Source organism: Massilia sp. BGA-UO-ETr-WB1, from assembly GCF_059567845.1.
Map to the genome: position 1 here is coordinate 779,154 of NZ_JCAQOT010000026.1, position 19,488 is coordinate 798,641.

Annotated in this window: 18 protein-coding genes; 5 read left to right on the forward strand and 13 right to left on the reverse strand. The window is 64.9% G+C overall.

What is annotated here, in order from left to right; translation table 11 throughout:
- Positions 1-12: 12 nt before the first annotated feature.
- Both AC56DV_RS25840 and garD read right to left on the reverse strand, forming a co-directional pair.
- The gene (locus tag AC56DV_RS25840) at positions 13-819 is read right to left on the reverse strand and encodes an NAD-dependent epimerase/dehydratase family protein (RefSeq protein WP_496317073.1); all 807 of its coding nucleotides are present in this window, start codon (positions 817-819) and stop codon (positions 13-15) included.
- 63 nt (positions 820-882) lie between these two features.
- Positions 883-2,445 (reverse strand): galactarate dehydratase, encoded by a 1,563-nt coding sequence (gene garD, locus AC56DV_RS25845; RefSeq protein WP_496317074.1) that lies wholly within the window; start codon positions 2,443-2,445, stop codon positions 883-885.
- Positions 2,446-2,577: 132 nt separating this feature from the next.
- Here garD and AC56DV_RS25850 point away from each other — a divergent pair, with 132 nt between their 5' ends.
- From AC56DV_RS25850 to AC56DV_RS25865, 4 genes are all read left to right on the forward strand, one after another.
- Positions 2,578-3,279, forward strand: coding sequence for a FadR/GntR family transcriptional regulator (locus tag AC56DV_RS25850; protein ID WP_496317075.1), 702 nt, complete (start codon positions 2,578-2,580; stop codon positions 3,277-3,279).
- Between the two features lie 67 nt (positions 3,280-3,346).
- Positions 3,347-4,225 carry a rhamnogalacturonan acetylesterase gene (locus AC56DV_RS25855; protein ID WP_496317076.1) on the forward strand — a complete coding sequence of 293 codons (879 nt, stop codon included), beginning with the start codon at positions 3,347-3,349 and terminating at the stop codon, positions 4,223-4,225.
- Complete coding sequence (locus tag AC56DV_RS25860) at positions 4,222-5,739, forward strand: pectinesterase family protein (RefSeq protein WP_496317077.1); 1,518 nt, start codon at positions 4,222-4,224, stop codon at positions 5,737-5,739. The genes AC56DV_RS25855 and AC56DV_RS25860 overlap by 4 nt, the downstream gene beginning before the upstream one ends.
- A 10-nt stretch (positions 5,740-5,749) precedes the next feature.
- Positions 5,750-7,609, forward strand: a complete 1,860-nt coding sequence (locus tag AC56DV_RS25865) for a glycoside hydrolase family 28 protein (RefSeq protein WP_496317078.1) — start codon at positions 5,750-5,752, stop codon at positions 7,607-7,609.
- Between the two features lie 93 nt (positions 7,610-7,702).
- On the opposite strand, the gene AC56DV_RS25870 is transcribed toward AC56DV_RS25865, so the two are convergent.
- The 8 genes from AC56DV_RS25870 to AC56DV_RS25905 all read right to left on the reverse strand — a co-directional run bounded on the left by AC56DV_RS25870 (position 7,703) and on the right by AC56DV_RS25905 (position 15,222).
- Positions 7,703-8,578: an SMP-30/gluconolactonase/LRE family protein gene (locus AC56DV_RS25870; RefSeq protein WP_496317079.1), complete on the reverse strand. Its 876-nt coding sequence runs from the start codon at positions 8,576-8,578 to the stop codon at positions 7,703-7,705.
- Positions 8,566-10,140, reverse strand: coding sequence for an aldehyde dehydrogenase (NADP(+)) (locus AC56DV_RS25875; protein WP_496317080.1), 1,575 nt, complete (start codon positions 10,138-10,140; stop codon positions 8,566-8,568). Before AC56DV_RS25875 ends, AC56DV_RS25870 begins: the two co-directional genes overlap by 13 nt.
- 14 nt (positions 10,141-10,154) lie before the next feature.
- The gene (kdgD, locus tag AC56DV_RS25880; RefSeq protein ID WP_496317081.1) at positions 10,155-11,066 is read right to left on the reverse strand and encodes a 5-dehydro-4-deoxyglucarate dehydratase; all 912 of its coding nucleotides are present in this window, start codon (positions 11,064-11,066) and stop codon (positions 10,155-10,157) included.
- Between the two features lie 113 nt (positions 11,067-11,179).
- Positions 11,180-11,935: a FadR/GntR family transcriptional regulator gene (locus tag AC56DV_RS25885; RefSeq protein ID WP_496317082.1), complete on the reverse strand. Its 756-nt coding sequence runs from the start codon at positions 11,933-11,935 to the stop codon at positions 11,180-11,182.
- A 278-nt stretch (positions 11,936-12,213) separates the two neighbouring features.
- The gene (locus AC56DV_RS25890; RefSeq protein WP_057153287.1) at positions 12,214-12,795 is read right to left on the reverse strand and encodes a TerD family protein; all 582 of its coding nucleotides are present in this window, start codon (positions 12,793-12,795) and stop codon (positions 12,214-12,216) included.
- A gap of 17 nt (positions 12,796-12,812) precedes the next feature.
- Positions 12,813-13,508, reverse strand: coding sequence for a TIGR00266 family protein (locus AC56DV_RS25895; RefSeq protein WP_057153286.1), 696 nt, complete (start codon positions 13,506-13,508; stop codon positions 12,813-12,815).
- A gap of 2 nt (positions 13,509-13,510) precedes the next feature.
- Positions 13,511-14,086 (reverse strand): TerD family protein, encoded by a 576-nt coding sequence (locus AC56DV_RS25900; RefSeq protein WP_496317083.1) that lies wholly within the window; start codon positions 14,084-14,086, stop codon positions 13,511-13,513.
- Between the two features lie 89 nt (positions 14,087-14,175).
- A complete protein-coding gene (locus AC56DV_RS25905; protein ID WP_496317084.1) occupies positions 14,176-15,222 on the reverse strand; it encodes a DUF475 domain-containing protein in 1,047 nt (348 codons plus the stop codon).
- A 112-nt stretch (positions 15,223-15,334) separates the two neighbouring features.
- On the opposite strand from AC56DV_RS25905, the gene nhaR reads away from it, so the two are divergent.
- A complete protein-coding gene (gene nhaR / locus AC56DV_RS25910; RefSeq protein WP_496317085.1) occupies positions 15,335-16,243 on the forward strand; it encodes a transcriptional activator NhaR in 909 nt (302 codons plus the stop codon).
- Positions 16,244-16,263: 20 nt separating this feature from the next.
- On the opposite strand, the gene AC56DV_RS25915 is transcribed toward nhaR, so the two are convergent.
- Genes AC56DV_RS25915 through AC56DV_RS25925 form a run of 3 tightly spaced genes read right to left on the reverse strand, consistent with a single transcriptional unit; the run spans position 16,264 to position 19,308 of the window.
- On the reverse strand, positions 16,264-16,758 hold the full coding sequence (locus AC56DV_RS25915) for a type II secretion system protein (RefSeq protein ID WP_496317086.1): 495 nt from the start codon (positions 16,756-16,758) through the stop codon (positions 16,264-16,266).
- A gap of 13 nt (positions 16,759-16,771) precedes the next feature.
- Positions 16,772-18,238: a pectate lyase family protein gene (locus AC56DV_RS25920; protein WP_496317087.1), complete on the reverse strand. Its 1,467-nt coding sequence runs from the start codon at positions 18,236-18,238 to the stop codon at positions 16,772-16,774.
- Positions 18,239-18,258: 20 nt separating this feature from the next.
- The gene (locus AC56DV_RS25925; protein ID WP_496317088.1) at positions 18,259-19,308 is read right to left on the reverse strand and encodes a pectate lyase family protein; all 1,050 of its coding nucleotides are present in this window, start codon (positions 19,306-19,308) and stop codon (positions 18,259-18,261) included.
- Positions 19,309-19,488 lie beyond the last annotated feature (180 nt).

A 19,488-nucleotide genomic window follows, 5' to 3' on the forward strand; every position in this document is an offset into this window, starting at 1 on the left:
CTGCAGAGGGCTTTAGATGTACTGCGGACCGTCGTTCAGGAAGCCGCCGCCCTGGTAGGTGGTGGCCACGTCGTCCTTGTCCGGATACACGCCGGTGTCCGGGAACAGGTGCTTGAACTGCTCCGAACTGTCCTTCGGCTTGAAGCCGATGAAGGCGGCCTTGCTGTTGTCCCACCACACGGCTTCGTTGTTCGACTGGCCGTACAGGATGGCGTGGCCGACGCGCGGCGCCATCAGCGAGCAGCGCAGCGCTTCCACCAGGTCGTCGTAGCTCAGCCAGGTGCGCATCATGCGCGGGTTCTTCGGCTCCGGGAAGGACGAACCGATGCGCAGGCACACGGTTTCAATGCCGGTGCGGTCGAAGTAGTAGCGCGCCAGCTGTTCACCGAACACCTTGCTGATGCCGTACATGCTGTCCGGGCGGGTTGGACTGTCCGCGTCCAGCACCTCGGTCACCTTGTGGTAGCCGATGGCGTGGTTGGAGCTGGCGAAAATGATGCGGCGGGTGCCGGCCTTGTGCGCGCCTTCGTACACGTTGTACGTACCCTGGATGTTGGCCGCCATGATGGCTTCGAAATTGCTCTCGGTGGAGATGCCGCCGAAATGCAGCACCGCGTCCACGCCTTCCAACAGCTTCAGGACGGCCGGCTTGTCGGACAGGTCGCAACGGACGATTTCCTCGCCTTCGCGCGCTTCGCCCATGTCGCCGATGTCGCTCAAGCGCACCACGTCGGCCCAGGGTTTGATGCGGTCGCGCAGGATTTTGCCCAGGCCGCCGGCCGCGCCGGTCAGCAGGATGCGTTTAAATGGTTTGCTCATGTAAAGTCCAGTCCTCTTGCAGTTGTACGATGTCGTATGATGTCCGATATGATACAACCAAAATCAGGTCACCGGTGCAGGGTTGAACAGCACTAAAGCGTTATGCAGCTTCCACTGTTCGGCCCAGGTTTTGCGGCCGCTGGCCACTTCCAGCATCAGGTGGAACATTTCCCAGCCCACGTCCGCGATGGAGGCCTCGCCGCTGGCGATGCGGCCCGCGTTCACGTCCATCAGGTCGTGCCAGCGCGCGGCCAGCTCGTTGCGCGTGGCCACCTTGATCACCGGGACTTCGGCCAGGCCGTACGGCGTGCCGCGGCCGGTGGTGAAAATGTGCAGGTTCATGCCGGCCGCCAGCTGCAGCGTGCCGCAAATGAAATCGCTGGCCGGGGTGGCGGCGTAGATCAGGCCTTTCTGCTTCAGCTTCTCGCCCGGCGCCAGCACGCCGGAGATCGGCGCGCTGCCGCTCTTGACGATGGAGCCCATGGCTTTTTCAACGATGTTGGACAAGCCGCCCTTCTTGTTGCCCGGTGTGGTATTCGCGCTACGGTCGACGCCGCCCCGTTTCAGGTACTGGTCGTACCAGTCCATCTCGCGGATCATGGCGGCCGCCACTTCCTCGTTGACGGCGCGCGACGTCAGCTGGTCGATACCGTCGCGCACTTCGGTCACTTCCGAGAACATCACGGTGGCGCCTGCGCGCACCAGCAGGTCGGTGGCGAAACCGACGGCCGGGTTGGCGGTCACGCCGGAGAAGGCATCGCTGCCGCCGCACTGCACACCTACCACAAGTTCCGAGGCCGGCACGGTTTCGCGGCGGCGCTTGTCCAGCACCTGCAGCTGCGCGTCGGCGGTATTCATGATGGAATCGATCATCGACTGGAAGCCGACATGGCCCTGGTCCTGCAGGCACACTTGCGCCGGCTCGGCGCCGCCCGCGTTCTGGATCGGGATCGAGCCTTTCGGGAACAGGCGCGCCGGCTGCAGCTTCTCGCAGCCCAGGCTGACCACCATGGCTTGCCCGCCGAAGTTCGGATTCAGGCTGATATTGCGCAGCGTGCGGATCGGCACGTTGGCGTTGGGGGCGTCGATCGCCACGCCGCAGCCATAGGTGTGCTCCAGGCCCACCACGTCGTCCACGTTCGGATATTTCGGCAGCAGCTCGGCCTTGATGCGGCGCACCGCGTGCTCCACCACGCCCGCCACGCATTGGACGGTGGTGGTGATGGCCAGGATGTTGCGCGTGCCCACGCTGCCGTCCGGATTGCGGAAACCCTGGAAGGTAAAGCCCTCCAGCGGCGCCTGCGGCGGCGGCTTCACGGTGGCGATCGGCAAACCGGTCAGCTCGCGCGCGGCCGGCATTTCCACCTGCGCTTCGGCGATCCAGCTGCCCGCCTCGATATCCAGCGCGGCGAAACCGATAGTTACGTTATAGCGGATGATCGGGTCGCCCTTGGCGAAGGCGCGCAGCGCCACTTTGTGCCCCTGCGGCACGGCCTCGCGCAGCGTCAGCCCGTCCGGGAACACCGCGCCTGCCGGCAAGCCGCCGTCGTTGACGACAATCGCTACATTGTCGTTCTCATGCATGAGGATGTAGCGCGGGCTGTTCGCGCTCGGCTCTGTCGTCATTTCTACGTCCTTGTTAGTTACCTGCTGTCCAGTTCAGTATGGCAGAGAAAAAAAAATTTGGCTAGTCCAGATTGATTATTTGGTCAGACCACCTTAGAATGGTCTGACCAAACGAACACAGCGGGACATCCCTTGATCCAGAAAAAAACCGCCCTGACGCCGGAAGCCAGCCACGAGCCGCGCCTGTACCGGGTAGTGGCGGACCGCATCCAGCAACTGATCGCCAGCGAAGGCATCGCCGCCGGCGAACGCCTGCCGTCCGAGCGCGACCTGGCCATCAAGCTCAGCGTGAGCCGCGCTTCGCTGCGCGAGGCGCTGATCGCGCTCGACCTGGGCGGCGTGATCGAGGTGCGCGGCGGTTCCGGCGTGTATGTGAGCGAGCCGCCGCAAGCGGACGTGACGCTGCCGGAAGGCGGCCCGGGACCGTTCGAAGTGCTGGCGGCGCGCCGCCTGATCGAAGCCGAAATCGCCGCCATCGCGGCGCGCGTGGCCACGCCGTCCGACGTGGACGAGATCCTGAGGGCGGTGGAGCAGATGGAAGCGAGCCATGCCAACAGGGCCAGCAACGAACTGGCCGACCGAGCCTTTCACCTGGCCATCGCGCGCGCCACCGGCAACAGCGCGCTGGTGGGCGGCCTGGACTACTTGTGGAACCAGCGCGGCAGCCTGTGGCACAAGCTGAAAGAGCACTTCCAGACCGAGGAACTGCGGCAGGAAACGCTGAAGGACCACCGCCGCATCCTGGAAGCGATCGCCTCCGGCGATGCCGCCGGCGCCAGGAAAGCCATGCGCTCGCACCTCGAACGGGTGACCCGCACATTCTCGAGGGGTTAGGTTCGGAAGCTGCTGCTTATACTTCCGATGCATAACTTCTGAAAAACTTCCGAAACAGGAGCAGACGATGACGATCAACCTCAAACCGGGTTCCCGCCGCCACATTGCCGGGGCCGCTGCACTCCTGGCGCTGAGCGCCGCCGCCCTTGTGGCGGCGCCCGTTGCGGCGGCGGCCGAGAACAAGCCGGTGCGCTTCATCCTGGTGGGCGACTCCACCATGGCCAACAGCAGCGGCTACGGCGACGCGCTATGCGCCCGCATCAATCGCAGCAACACCTGCATCAACCTGGCCAGGGGCGGCCGCAGTTCCGGCAGTTTCCGCGCAGAGGGCCGCTGGGACGAAGTGCAAGGCCTGTTGCGCGGCTCGGCCGCCTACCGCGCCACCTATGTACTGATACAGTTCGGCCACAACGACCAGCCGGGCAAGCCCGGACGCTCGACCGATCTGGCCACCGAGTTTCCCGCCAACATGGCGCGCTACGCGCAGGAAGTGAAAGCGCTGGGCGGCGTGCCGGTGCTGGTGACGCCGCTGACGCGCCGCACCTTCAAGGGCGGCGTCCTGGAAAACAACCTGCAGCCCTGGGCGGACGTGATTCGCAAAGTGGCGGCGCAGGAAGGCGCGTCACTGCTGGACCTGAACGCCAGGAGCTACGCCGCCGTGCAAGCCATGGGCCAGGACGAAGCCGACACGCTGGCCGTGGTGCCGCGCCCCGCCAACTACCTCGCGCCGGCGGTGCTGCCAGGCGCTGCGCCCGCAGCCGGGGCCGCAGGCGCCGCCATCACCGCTGCCGCAGCCACCGAGCCGCAAGGCGCCGCCAAGTCGGCCTTCGACCGCACCCACCTCGGCGCCAAGGGCGCGGCCTACTTCGCCGCCATGGTAGAAAGCGAAATGAAGACCGTCATCCCCGCCGTGGGCCGCGAGTTCCGCGCCGAGGGCCAGCAATGAAGCACGGCGCAAGGCCCCGCCTGGCCAATCTGGCCGCTGCAACGCTTGCCGCGCTGCTCGCGCTGCCCTGCGCTGCCCAGGCGCCAGTTGCCGACAGCAGCACCGCCGCGCGCGCCACGGCCAGCACCGGCACGGCACGCCCGCAACTGACCGCCGCGCAGGCCGCGCACTACGCCTACAGCGAAGTGCTGAAATACGCCGGCCCTGCGGGGAATGAACGCACCGATCCCTGGGACCCGCTGTCCGACCCGCTGGCCAAAGGCGCCGCCTTCACGCCCACCTACGTCGTCGATGCCGGCGCCAAGGCCGACGGCGCAAAGACATTCAACACAGTGCAAGCGGCAATCAGCCGCGCCGCCGCCGACAGCGCCGCAAAGCCCGGCCGCCGCTACATCCTCGTCAAGCCCGGCGTGTACAAAGAGCTGGTCTACGTGCCGGCCGGCGCCGCCCCGATCACCCTCTACGGCGAAGGCGCCAGCGCCGCCGCCACCAGGATCACCGCCAGGCTGGACGCCGCCACCACCGGCGCCAGCTACACCGCCCAATACGCCGCGCAATTCGCCGCCGCAGATCCCGCCGTGCAAGCCATGCACGCCGTGGTGAAGGAGCGCGCCGCCGCAGGCAATGGCAACATCGGCACCTTCGGCTCCATGACCATGTGGGTGAAGAGCGACGGCTTCCAGGCCCGCAACCTCACCATCGAAAACGGCTACAACAAGGACACCGGCAACGCCCGTGAAGAATGCGGCGAACGCCCCTGCGGCAAGAACGACATCAACCCGCAGCAGAACGTGGTGCACCACCAAGCCGTGGCGCTGCAGGTGGAAGGCGCGGACAAGGTGCAGTTCGAGAACGTGCGCCTGATCGGCTTCCAGGACACCCTGTTCCTGCGCGCCGCCGACACCCGCGTGACCGTGCGCAGCTTCTTCAACAAGTCCTACATCGAAGGCGACGTGGACTTCATCTTCGGCGACAGCACCGCCTACTTCCACCAGACGGAGATCAAGTCCCTGGGCGACCGCAGCACCTCCTACGTCGGCGCGCCCAACACCAACCACAAGACCCGCTACGGCCTGGTGTTCGACCAATGCCGCTTCACGCATGACGGCTCGCCGTTCGCGCTGGCCGGCAAGTTCTACCTGGCGCGCCAATGGTTCCACAGCGCGCGCTGCACGCCCTACGGCAAAGTCCCGCTGCCCGGCTACGCGTGCGTGCTGGGCGCCGCCAGCCAGTTCAAGTCGCCGTCCGGCACCATCACGCCTACGGTGCTGGAAACGGTCGGCAAGATGGCCGTGCTCAATTCGCGCATCGGCGCGCACATCAACCGCACCAATCCATGGTCCGACTGGAACCGCAACGGCACGCTGTCTTACCGTCCGGCGCAGTTCAACTCGGACGACTACTGGAGCAACCTCAAAGCCGCCGGCATCGACCCGGTGAAAGACCTCGGCTATGCCAGGCAGCCCGCCCCGGCGGACAGCTACCTGGCGGAATATAACAATACTTATGAATAACGGAGATAGTATGAGCAAGAGCATCAACCAGCAGCGCCGCAGCGTCATGAAAGCCGCCTCCGCCACCAGCCTCGCGCTGGCGGGCGGCGTGCCGGCTCTGGCCAACGCCGCCACCGCAGTGGACCCGTGGGAGCGCGCGGCGGACATCGTCAAGCGGCTGTCCAAGCCGCCGGTGTTCCGCAAACAGGACTTCGACGTCACCAAATACGGCGCCGCCACCTGCAAGCTGGTCAAGGTCAAAGCCTGGAAATCGTTCGAAGAGCAGGACGACATGAACACCCCGGCGCCAGGCTCGAAAGACTGCTACGCCGCCTTCGCCGCCGCCATCGCCGCCTGCCATAAGGCCGGCGGCGGCCGAGTGGTCATCCCGGCCGGGAACTGGTTCTGCGCCGGCCCCATCGTGCTGCTGTCCAATGTGAACGTGCACCTGAAAGCCGGCGCCCACATCTACTTCAGCAACCAGCCGTCGGACTACGCCAAATACGGCGACTTCGACTGCGGCAAGAACGGCAAGCTGGTGATCTCGCGCTGGCAGAGCAACGACTGCCTGAACTTCTCGTCCCCGATCTACGCCTACGGCCAGGACAACATCGCCCTCACCGGCGAAGACTGGACCAGCATCATCGACGGCCAGGGCGGCGTGCCCTTCAACAGCAGCGGCGACTGCTGGTGGACCTGGAAAGGCAAGACCCGCACCAAGAACTCGGTGGCGGAAAACTCGGTGCCCAACTTCGGCCCCGGCAAACTGGCCGGCAATATCGAGAACCCCGCCAACCCGGCCTCGCTGGCCGAGGTGGCGCCCAATCTGACCGAGGAAGAACGCCTGCACATCCAGGGCGAGGGCGGCAAATGGCGCGCCGACGAGCAGTACCTGCCGGCGCTGTCCGAAGCGGGCGTGCCGCTGGCCAGGCGCGTGTTCGGCATGGGCCACTACCTGCGTCCGTCCATGGTGCACATCATCAGCTGCACCAACGTGCTGCTGCAGGGCTACCAGGTGCAGCACACGCCGTTCTGGCAGCACCACCCGGTCCACTGCCGCAACATCGTCATCCGCAAAGTGCACGCCGTCAGCCACGGCCCGAACAGCGACGGCTTCGACCCGGAAGCGTGCGACCACGTGCTGATCGAAGGCTGCACCTTCGACGCGGGCGACGACTGCATCGCCATCAAGGCCGGCAAGAACCAGGACACGCACTTCGGCCCATCGCAGAACATCGTCATCCAGGACTGCATCATGCACAGCGGCCACGGCGCCGTGACGCTGGGCAGCGAGATGGCGGGCGGCATCCAGAACGTGTACGCGCAGAACCTGGTATTCCAGAACGCGCACTGGAAGACCAATCCGCTCAACACGGCCATCCGCCTGAAGACCAATTTGAATCGCGGCGGCTACCTGCGCAACTTCTACGTGCGCAATATCAGCATCCCGAACGGCGTGCAGACCAGCCCGTCTTTCTACGCCTCGCTACCAGGCTCGCCGATCCAGTCGCGCACCGTGGCCACGGCCGCCGGCGCGGTGGTGACCTTCGACTGCGATTACGCGCCGATCGCCGACACGGTGCGCACCCGTCCTCCGGTGGTGGAGAACATCCACATCTCGAACGTGAAGGTGGGGAACGTGGCGGCCAAGGGCGGCAAGCAGGCCTCTTGCTACCAGGCCGTGGTGATCCTGGGCCCGGTGGCCTCCGACTACAACGGCAGCGGGCCGATGCCGGCCATCGTGCCGGTCACCAACGTCACCATCAGCGACTGCGACTTCGGCACCCCGGCCGCCCCCGACTCGCCATGGTTCCTGTACAACGTCAAAGGCCTGAAGCTGAAAAACGTCACCATCGGCGACAAAGTCCACAACACCGAACTTTCCACCTAAGCAAACTGAGCCGCATTCGGGGTCAGACCCCGAATGCGGCTCAGGCTGCTACTCTAAAGCAAAAAAAAACGCCGAGATTTCGGCGCTTTCTGTTTATCCTTTGAACCGTGTTTCCACGACTCCTTTGATGCCGGGCCGTAGCAGCACCACCGCGCCGCCCCATTCCGCGTCTTCCGGCTTGCCGGAGGGGATGGAGGTGACCAGCAGCGTCTCCATGTCGGCGCCTCCGAAGGCGCACATGGAGGGCTTGGCGAACGGGACGTCGACGCGGCGGTCGAACTTGCCGTCCGGCGTGAAGCGCAGCAGGCAGCCGGCGTCGTTGGCGCAGGTCCAGTAGCCGCCTTCGGCGTCCACCGCTGCGCCGTCGGGACGGCCCACGTGCTGGTTCAAATCGGCAAACACGCGCCGGTTCGACGGCACGCCGGTGGCGGTGTCGTAGTCGAACGCCCAGATCAAGCGGCTGCTCGGGTGCGAGTCCGACAGATACATGGTGCGCCCGTCGGGCGACCATGCCAGGCCGTTCTGCGTCACCAGCTCCGACACCACGGGCGCGGACAAGCCCTGCTCCGCGCTGTAGCTATACAGCTCGCCGATGGCGCGCGCAGCCGACATGTCCATGAACATGGTGCCGCTCCAGAAACGCCCCTGGCGGTCGGTGCGGCCGTCGTTGAAGCGCATGCCTTCGCCCAGCGTTGCGGGACGCGCCAGCCAGGTTTCCCCGGCCTGCTCGCCCTCGCCCAGATCAAGGCTGAACAGGCCTGTTTCCATGCCCGCTATCAGCCCGCCGCTTTCCCTGGGCGCGATGCACGCCACCATTTCGGACGTGGTCCAGCAGCGCAGCGCGCCACTGGTTCCGTCCAGGCGCCACACGCGCTTGCCGACGATGTCCACCCAGTACCAGGCCGCGCTGTGCGCGTCCCAGACCGGGCTTTCACCGACCTTGCATTGGATATCGCTTACGCGTTCCATACCAGGTCGCCGTCTTCCACGCGCGGGATGGCCAGCGGGTTGCCGTCGGCCAGCGCGGCGGCCAGCAGTTCAGCCGGCACGTCCTGATAGCTCACTGGACGCAGGAAGCGGTCGATGGCGGAGGCGCCAACGGAGGTGGTGCGGCTGTCCGAGGTGGACGGGAACGGGCCGCCGTGCACCATGGCGTGCGAGACTTCCACGCCGGTGCCGAAGCCGTTGAACAGCACGCGGCCGGCCTTGCGCTCCAGCGTCGGCATCAGGCGCTTGGCGAAAGCCAGGTCGGCGGCGGTGGCGTGCACGGCGGCGGTCAGCTGGCCTTCCAGGTGTTCGGCCACGCGCACCACTTCGTCTTCATTGCGGCAGCGGATCAGCAGCGATGCCGGTCCGAAGATTTCGCCTTCCAGGTCGGGGTTCGACAGGAAGGTTTCGGCAGCCACTTCATACAGCGCAGCTTGCGCGCCGCATGGCAGGGCGCCGGTCTGGCCCTGGCCGACCAGCTTCACGCCCGGGATGGCGGCCAGCTTGGCCACGCCCGACGAGTAAGCCTGGTGGATGCCCGGGGTCAGCATGGTTTGCTGAGCCTTGGCGGCCAGCGCGGTGGCCACGCCTTCGGTGAAGCCTTGCAGCAGCGGACCGTCCACGCCGATCAGCAGGCCCGGGTTGGTGCAGAACTGGCCTGCGCCCAGCGTCAGCGAATCGACGAAGGCTTGCGGCAGCTTGGCGTTTTCCAGTGCGCCTGCCAGCAGGAACACCGGGTTGATGCTGCTCATTTCAGCATAGACTGGAATCGGCTCGTGGCGCGCTGCGGCGGTGCGCATCAGCGAGGTGCCGCCGGCGCGGGAACCGGTGAAGCCCACGGCCTTGATGGCGCGGTGCGCGACCAGGTTCTGGCCGACGCTCTGGCCGGAACCGATCAGCATCGAGAACACGCCTTCAGGCATGTCGCATTCGATGGCGGCTTTCTGCACAGCGCGCGCCACCAGTTCGGAGGTGCCCAGGTGCGCGGAGTGCGCCTTGACGACCACCGGGCAGCCGGCCGCCAGTGCGGAGGCGGTGTCGCCGCCGGCAACCGAGAAGGCCAGCGGGAAGTTGCTGGCGCCGAACACGGCCACCGGGCCCAGGCCGATCTTGCGCAGGCGGATGTCCGGGCGCGGCGGGGTGCGGTCCGGCAGCTTCGAGTCCAGCGTGGCGGACAGGAAGCGGCCGTCGCGGACCACCTTGGCGAACAGGCGCAGCTGGTTGCAGGTGCGGCCACGCTCGCCTTCCAGGCGGGCTTGCGGCAGGCCGGTTTCCTGCATCGCGCGTTCGATCAGCGCTGGACCGATGTCCATGATGCGGTCGGCGATGGTTTCCAGGAAGCGGGCGCGCTGCTCCAATCCGGTTTCACGATAACGGTCGAACGCCTGTTCGGCCAGCGCGCAAGCTTGCTGCAGCTCGGCTTCGCCACCCAGCCCGAAGGCCGGTTCGATTTGCTCGTTGCGGGAAGGGTCGATCGCCTTGACCGTGCCTTCCTGGCCGCGTACTACGCTACGGCCGATAATCATTTCACCGGATATTTGCATAACTACTCCTTAGATTATTGCGCGCCCTGTGCGCGCATCAGTTTTTCCAGCATTGCACATTCTTCTTCGGTCAGATCGGTCAGCGGTGCGCGCACCGGACCTGCGTCGTAACCGGCGATCTTGGCACCGGCCTTGACGATCGATACTGCGTAGCCCGATTTGCGGTTGCGGATCTCCAGGTACGGCAGGAAGAACTCGTCCAGCATCTTGTTCTGCGCAGCGTGGTCGTCGTTGGCGATGGCGTGGTAGAAGTCCATGGCCAGCTTCGGCATGAAGTTGAACACGGCCGACGAGTACACCGGCACGCCCAGCGCCTTGTAGGCTGCCGCGTACACTTCCGCGGTCGGCAGGCCGCCCAGGTAGCTGAAGCGGTCGCCCATGCGGCGCCAGATCTGCATCATCAGTTCGATGTCGCCCAGGCCGTCCTTGAAACCGATCAAGTTAGGGCAACGGTCGGCCAGCTTTTCCAGCGAGTCGGCGTTCAGGCGGCACACGTTGCGATTGTAGACCACAACGCCGAAGTCCACCGAGGCGCACACTTCTTCCACGTGGCGCATCAGGCCGTCCTGGCTGGCTTCGGTCAGGTAGTGCGGCAGCAGCAGCACGCCTTGCGCGCCCAGGCGCTCGGCTTCCTGCGCGTAGCCGATGGCGGCGCGGGTGGAACCGCCGGCGCCGGCCAGGATCGGCACTTTGCCTTTGCAGGTGTCGACGGCGGTCTTGATGACGTCGGTGTATTCGTTCGGGGTCAGCGAGAAGAACTCGCCGGTGCCGCCGGCCGCGAACAGCGCGCTGGCGCCGTATGGCGCCAGCCATTCGAGGCGCTTGGCGTAGGTGTCGGCGCGGAAGTTGCCTTGGGCGTCGAAGTCGGTGACCGGGAAGGACAGCAAGCCGGACGAGAGGATGGTTTTAAGGTCATTAGGATGCATGTCTTCTCCAGTGTGGACTAAAAAGCGGCTTGGTGCCGAGTTGTTGTATGACATCGTACAACTATAATCGAAGTCGGGCAAGCGTTTTGATGCGGCTTTTCAGTCCTTAATCTTTAGGAAACATTCCCCGGGCTGCCGGCAGGGCTGACTTCCTGCTGGGCGCGCCGCAGGCGTTCGCGGCTGTTGCTCAGGTGCGTGCGCATGGCGGCGCGCGCGCCTTCCTGGTCCTGGCGCGCGATGGCGTTGTAGATATTCTCGTGCTCGCGGTTCACGCGTTCCAGGTAGTGGGCCGGGTCGTCGTGCGCCAGCTGGGCCGAATTGACGCGGGCGCGCGGGATGATGGTGGTGCCCAGGTCGGTCAGGATGTCGACGAAATAGCGGTTGTTGGTCGCTTGCGCGATCAGCAGGTGGAACTGCACGTCCGCCTCCACCGAGCCGCCGTCCAGGATGCGCTGCAGCGCCTCGCCCATCGCGGCCAGTTGCGCCTCGCTGCGGCGGGCGGCGGCCAGCCAGGCCGCTTCCGTCTCCAGGCTGATGCGCAGCTCGAGGATGGCTAGCACGTCGCCGATGGTGCGCACGGTGTCCGGCGAAATGCGCAGCGGCGCCGGCTGCGGCTCCAGCACGAAGGTGCCGATGCCGTGCTTGGTCTGAACCAGGCCGGCGGCCTGCAAATGCGAGATCGCTTCGCGCACCACGGTGCGGCTCACGCCGTGCATCTCCATGATGACGGACTCGGTCGGCAGTTTGTCGCCCGGCTTCAGCTGCCCGCCCGTGATGCTGGCGGTGATGCTCTCCACCACGCCCTGCGCAAGGTTGCGGTGGCGCTTTTTAGGAGGCTGCAGGGCGGTGGCGGCGGCGATGTGGTTCATGGCTGGGCGGATTCGGTTGAAGCCTGGATATTGAAGCCTCGATTATAGCAGTTGTATGACAACCTTTCCCGCGCCCTGCCCTGCGGCGCCCTGGAGTCCGGCCCGGATGCGAACGATGTTTCGGCTTTCAGGCATAAAAAAACGGCAGCCTGAAAACAGGCTGCCGTGAAAAGGCGCGCGCCATGGGGAACACGCACCGGGAAGCAAACATCGGGTGGACGCCCCACAGACCGGCCTGCGGGGCGCCCGGTACTACACTTGCTCTTTACATAAACGTCTTACAGGTGCGGCGCGATCTGCGGCAGCAGGTCGTCGAAGGTGCGGCCGGTGCCGTTTTCGCCGATCGCGTGCATCTTCCATTCGCCGTTGTGGCGGTACAGCTTGGCCATGATCTGCGCCGAGTGGTTGCCCTGCACCGACAGGTTGAAGCGCGCCACTTCCTTGCCGTCGGCCGCGTTGATCAGGCGGCAGTAGGCGTTCTGCACTTGCGCGAAGCTCTGGCCGGTGAAGCTGTTCACCGTGAACACGATGCTCTTCACGTTGGCCGGCACGCTGTTCAGCGCAACGGTTACTTGCTCGTCGTCGCCGTCGCCGGCGCCGGTGCGGTTGTCGCCGCTATGCACCACGCTGCCGTCCTGGCTTTTCAGCTGGCGGAACCAGATCACGTCCAGCGGACGGTTCTCGGTGTCGAACATGATGCACGATGCATCCAGATCGACTTCCGCGCTGCCGCCGCCGAAACCGAAGAAGCCTTTGCTCTTCACGGCGTCCCAGCCCAGTCCCATCACCACGCGCGACAGCGCGCTGCCCGCTTCTTTGTCCAGAGAGATCTTCTGGCCTTTTTGCAAATTGACTGACATATTCATTTACCTCCGAGTTATTGTCCGGTGCCGCGTACCCAGCCCAGGAAGCCCTGGCGGCTGCGCGAACACACCAAAATCTTGCCCTGCCCGGAAAAGCGCAGCACCATGCCCTCGCCGCTGGTCTGGCTGTTCACCAGGTTGCTCAGGAAGCCGCCGCTTTGCGAGGTCGCCACCGACATCTCGTAGCGCAGCGAACTGTCCCAGCACACCACGTGCGAGTTATCGATCGTCACGTCCTTGCCCGGCTCCACTTCCAGCTGCGAGATCGAACCGAAGCCCGACACCGCCAGCTGGCCGCTGCCCTGCGTCTCCGTGATGAAGAAGCCGCCGCTCTGCGCGAACAGCGCATTGCCCAGGCTCTGCGTGCGCACCTTCAGCTCGACGCCGGAGGACGCGGCCACGAAGGCGCCGTCGCTGATCATGTACTGGCGCGGTCCGACTTCGACCACCTGCATCGCGCCGGGCAGGGTGGGCGACAACAGGCAATCGCCGTTGCCGCGCACCGCTTCAATGTGCTGCTGGAAGAACGATTCACCGTTGGCAAAGGTGCGCATGATTGCGCTGCCGATACCGCCCGTGATCTTGCCCTTCAACTCCAGCGGCGCTTCCATCATCACCATGGCGCCGGATTCGCAGTAGATCTTTTCGCCCTGACGCAGCGACACGTGCAGGAAGGGATCGACATCCCCTGTAACGGTGAACACCGGCATGATTACACCGACACGCCGAAGGACGAAGCCAGCGCGCCCAGGCCGCCTTTGTAGCCCTGGCCGACCGCGCGGAATTTCCAATCGCCGCCGTTGCGGTAGACTTCGCCGAACACCAGCGAGGTCTCGGTCGAGCCGTCTTCGGACAGGTCGAAACGGGCGATCTCGGTGTTGCCGGCCGCGTTCACGCAGCGCACGAAGGCTTTCTGCACCTGGCCGAAGTTCTGGCGGCGGGTGTCGGCGTCGTGGATGGTGACGCAGATCGCGATGCGGTCCACTTCGGCCGGCACCTTGGACAGTTCGATGGTGACGGTTTCGTCGTCGCCGTCGCCGGCGCCGGTGCGGTTGTCGCCCGAGTGCATCACCGAGCCGTCGCTCGATTTCAGGTTGTTGTAGAAGATGAAGTCGTTGTCGGCGCGGACCTTGCCGTCGACCTTCAGCAGGAAGGCGGAGCTGTCGATGTCGAAAGCGGCGCCGTCCGTGTTGCGGATATCCCAGCCCAGGCCTACGACCATCTTCGACAGGCCCGGAGCTTCTTTGCTCAGATTAACGTTACCGCCTTTTTGCAGACTGATTGCCATGATTTGTGACTCCTAAAAGTAGTTGAACACCTTGCTGCATGCGCGGCGGGCCGGTGTTCTATGGGCGCGCCGCGTTTCCTTTATACCGCTCAGGCAGCGACGCCGAGCGCTTCTTGCTGCTTGCGGTGGCGTACCGACGACCAGATGGACGCCACGATGAAAGCCACACCGATCAGACCCGTGAAGATCTCGGGAATGTGGAACTTGATACTAGCCAGCATGATCACCGCCAGGATGCCGATCGCGTAGTGCGCGCCGTGCTCCAGGTAGACGAATTCGTCCAGCGTGCCCTTCTCGACCAGGAAGATGGTCATGGAACGCACGAACATCGCGCCGATGGCCAGGCCCAGCATGATGATGACCACGTCGTTGGTGATGGCGAACGCGCCGATCACGCCGTCGAAGCTGAACGAGGCATCCAGCACTTCCAGGTACAGGAAGCCGCCGATACCGCCGCGCTTGACCATGTCGCCGACGTTGCCGTTTTCTTCCTCGCCTTCCAGCAGGTTGCTCAAGCCGTCAACCGCCACATAGATCAACACACCCCACAGGCCGGCGATCAGCACGATCAGCTTCTGGCCTTCTTCCACCATGGTCAGGCAGGCCATCAGCGCGCCGATGGTGACCATCACGGAGACCGACGACATCTTGCCCAGCGAGCCGAGCTTCTTCTCGACGTTGCCCAGCCAGTGGGTTTCCTTGTCCTTGTCCAGCAGGAAGTTCAGGAACACCAGCAGCAGGAACGCGCCGCCGAATGCCGCCACTTCAGCGTGGTGGTTGGTCAGGTGCGTGGAGTACGCTTTCGGGTCGTTCAGCGCCAGGGTCCATACCTCGGCCATGCTGATGTCGGCCGCGACGGCCACGATCACCAGCGGGAACAGCAAGCGCATGCCGAACACCGCGATGATGATGCCGACGCCCAGGAACAGCTTTTTCCAGAACTCGTCCCAGGTCTTCAGTACCGAGGCGTTGACCACCGCGTTATCGAAGGACAGCGACACTTCCATCACCGCCAGGATGGTGGCGATGCCCAGGGCCGTGAGCGCGCCGCCCCAGCCGGTATGCGTATAGCCCCACCAGCCCGCGACCGCCAGGCAGATGAAGGAGACAATGAAGGACACTCTGAAGTGTTTCATCCGGTTATTCCTTTCTTATTGATGAATGTCCCGCAGTGTAGAGAATTCCATCCCATTTAAAAATAGAAGATAATCGTAGTATTACTTCGGAAAAGCAGGATGGTACAAGCACATGAGAACAGCCGGCATCAACTTCAGACACCTGTATTTCTTCTGGAACGTGGCCAAGGAGGGCAGCGTCACGCGCGCCGCCGAGCGCCTCGGGCTGGCGGTGCAGACCGTCAGCACCCAGCTTTCGCAGCTGGACCAGCAGCTCGGCACGGTGCTGCTCACGCAGCAGGGGCGCCGCCTGGTGCCGACCGAGGCGGGCCGCGTGGCGCTCGACTATGCGGACCAGATCTTCCAGCTGGAGGACCGGCTGCAGCAGGCGCTCACCGACGTGGATGCCGGCCGCATGCGGCTGGCGGTGGGCATTTCGGACTCGCTGCCCAAGCTGGTGGCCTACCGCCTGCTGGAGATGACGCTGCACCTGGACAAGAAGGTCAAACTGATCTGCATGGAGAATGAATTCGATTCATTGCTGGCCGACCTGGCCTTGAACAAACTCGATGTGGTGCTGACCGACCGCGCGGTGCGCGCCTCGCCCAGCCTGCGGGTGTTCAGCCACCTGCTGCTGGAAACCGAGATGCAGCTGTTCGGCGCGCGCAAGCTGGCCAGCAAGTACAAGCGCAACTTCCCGCACAGCCTGAACGGCGCGCCGCTGCTGCTGCCGACCCGTAACAACGCGCTGCGCGGCCGCATCGACGCCTGGTTCGTGCGGCACGGCGTGCGGCCGGACGTGGTGGGGGAATTCGAGGACAACGCCATGCTGAACACCTTCGGCCGCAACGGCATGGGGCTGTTCTTCGCCCCGTCGGTGCTGGCGCACGACATCCAGGAGCAGTTCGGCGCCCTGCACGTGGGCGATGCGCCCGAGTTGCGCGAGCAGTTCTACGCCATCTCGAACGAGCGCAAGATCAAGCACCCGGCAGTGGAGGCCATCCTGGAACAGCTGCACGCGGCGCCGTTCGCGGCGCATTGAGCAGCAGGACCCGGGCCCGGCTAACGACAGTCCGCGCCGCACGCCATCACGTAGCTGAACTGCCAGTCGCAATAGCGTTTGGCGCCGTTGAAGATCATCCAGTCGCCTTCGGGGAAGCTGCGCCGTATGGTCGCCGCGCAGGAGGCGCTCTTCACACCCATGATGCCGCCGCCCGGCGCCGGGATCAGCTCCCAGTCGGCCTTGCCGGTGACCGGGTCCGGATACAGCTGGCGCAGGTGGCGCCGCACGCCGGGCTGGCGCGGGTCCCGCAGCAGGTCTTCCAGCCGCCCCGGCGCGCGGTTGCCGTGGCCGGGCGGCGTGGCGGTCTCGTAGTCGAGAAAGGCCTTCATATACTGCCGCCCGACGTGCAGCAGCTCGGCCTCGGCCGCGCGCCGCCGCGCCAGGTCGGCCACGGTGACGGTGGCGGCCGACGCCACGCCTATCATGGCGATCAGCAGCATCAGCCCGATATAGGTAAAGCCGGCCTGGGGCCGGCTTGGGTGCAACCGCGTCACGCGAACGCCGTGCTTACGGCAGTTTGCCCGCGCCGGCGCCGGCGTTCACCGAGGCCAGGGTTTCCGCAGGCGTGCGCAGCGTGTACACGTACGGCGGGGTCCAGGCGTTGGCGCCGCTGGCCAGCGTCAGGCCGCACTGTCCTTCCAGCGCAATCGCCGGCCCCACCCAGGTGCCGGTGTCGGACCGGGTGCTGATGAACTGGTGGCCCGACGAGCGGAAGCCGTTGTAGCCCGAACCCTTGATTACCTTGCCGCAGAACTCGGACGGCTTCAGCTGCACGAAGCTGTAATAGTGGTTCTGCGCCAGCACCATGGACTTGTAGCGCGCATCGAGGCCGCTGCCGAACTTCAGGTCCGGCGACACGCCCGACGCCGTGCTGCCGGTGATCAGGTTGTTGTACAGGTGGACCTGGCCGAAGCGCGCCAGCGGCAGGCGCGAACCCAGGCTGTCCCACCAGTTGCCGTGGAAGGTCACGTGCAGGCGGTCCTGGTCGCTCCAGGCACGGCCGCTGTCGCCGTTGCCCACCAGCGTCACTTTGCCGTGCTTGAAGAACACGCTGTTGGCCACGGTGACGTAGTCCGAACCGCGCACCACGTCCAGCGCGCCGTCGTGGCGGGTGTCGGTGGCCAGCGAGTCCGGGGTGTCGCCGTCGCTGATGGTCACGTGGTCGATCCAGACGTTCTGGGCGCGCGACATGGTGACGCCGTCGGCGTAGGCGTTGGCCGAGTCCTCGGGATTGACGTCCCACGGCGTGTCGATCTTCAGGTTGCGGATGATGATGTTGCGGGTCCAGGTGGGGTAGTCTTCGCCATCCTTGCCGGCCGCGATCCAGTTCTTGAAGTCGGTTTCGGGGCTGCCGCCGGCCGCCAGTGCCAGCTCGTTGCCGATCAGGATGCTGGTGCCGGTGATGCGGGCAGGTCTGCCGGTGGCGTCGTTGATGCCCACCAGCGTGGTGTTCGACGGCACCATGATGGAACCGCCCATCTTCTGGTCCTGGTAGCTGGTGTATTCCTCGAACACGGTGTTGTTGTTCTTCCAGCGCAGGTCGATATGGCCGATCACGCGGATGATCTTCGGCTCGTTGCCGGCCTCGTTGATGGCGGCGATCAGCTGCTGCCCGTTGTACACCGTGTAGACCCGGTTCGCCACGGCGGCCGAACCGCCCGTCACCAGCACCTTGCCCTTGCGCGACCAGGTATGCCAGCCGTCCTGCGGCGCGCTCTGGCGCTCGAAAGTGAGCACGCCGCCGGTGGGGTCGGCCACCGCGAACTGCCATTGCGGAAGCACGGGCGCCTTCCTGTAGTTGGCCGGGTCATGGCCGTTCGCGTCCTTCACCGGGGCGGAATAGGTGCGGATGCCGTAGTTGGCGGTTTGCAGCGGGGTACTGGCGCCGGTGAGGGTGCGGGCGTCGATATCGGCGGCCTGCGCCTGCGATACCAGCATCGCAATGGCGGCGCCAATCAGCGTATGTAGTTTCATCTTCAGTCCTCGGGAACGGTTTATTGGGCCAGGTTGGTGCGCGCACCGGCGGTGGCGATGGCCTTGGCTTTCACGCCGGAGGCCGGCGCCGCCGTGTAGCTGTAGCCGGTGGAACCGAAGGCCTTGGTGGTGGTCCAGCCGGTGGCGTTCACGGCACCGCTCGGCGTATCCCAGGTGATGCCGCTGCCGACATAGTTGTCGCGCAGGTCCCAGTAGCCGATCTGGCTGCTGTCGCGCGAGGTGACCGGGTTCTTCACGTTCTCGAAGTAGTTCGCTTCGATCAGCGCGGTGCCGCCCATGCGCACGTTGATGCCGGAGGTGGCGACATTGTTGAAGTAGTTGTTGAAGATGTGGGTCTGCCCGAAGCGCTGCAACGGCAGGCGCGCCTTCACGTTCTCGAAGCGGTTGTTGTGGTAGGTGGTGCGCGCGTTGGCATTGGCGGTGTCGCTGTCGCTGTAGCCGTTCAGCGCCACCTTCTGGTAGTTGTAGACATGGTTGTAGGAGACCGTGATGTGGTGTGCGCCCTTCTTCATGTCGATGCCACCGTCGAAGGAGGCGTCGCCGGCACCCGCGCACGAAGTCAGGGAAGCGAAGATGGTGTTGTGGTCGATCCAGATATTGCTCGGCTGGCCGGACGACATGCCTTCGATCGAAATCGAATCGGCCGCCTCGCCGCCCTGCAGCAGGCCGATGGTCATGTTCTGCACGATGATGTTGTGCGCGTTGCCGGCGATGTGGATGCCGAAGTTGGCGGTCGAATCGCTGCTGCCCTTGATGGTGATGTTGCTCTTGTTTTTGATCGACAGCGTCTGGGCCGGCTTCTGCCACTGCGCGCACACGTCGGTGATGGTGGCGTAATCGAACTTGCCGGTGTAGTTGAGCACCAGCCCACCGGTACCGCTGTAGGCGTTGATCTTCGCTTGCATGTCGGCCAGCGTCGCCACGTTGACCGGGGTGGCGCTGCCGCCGCCGGTGGTGGCGGCGCCGTAGCCGATCGGACCGGCCACTGCGCAGGAAGCGGCCAGCAGTGCGGTGGCTGCGGCCACCAATTTCAATTGCGTTACCTTCATTTCGACTATCTCCTATGTGTATTTTTTATCGGGAAACTGCCAGTTCAGGATGCTCTTTAACAAAGATTTCTGTCAATGCCGCTTTTTTATGCAAGTCACTAGCGACTTGTGAAAATTTGCGCATTTTGATAAGAATTAGGGAATTTTCTTGTAAAATACATGCAATCTTCGATCTGGTGT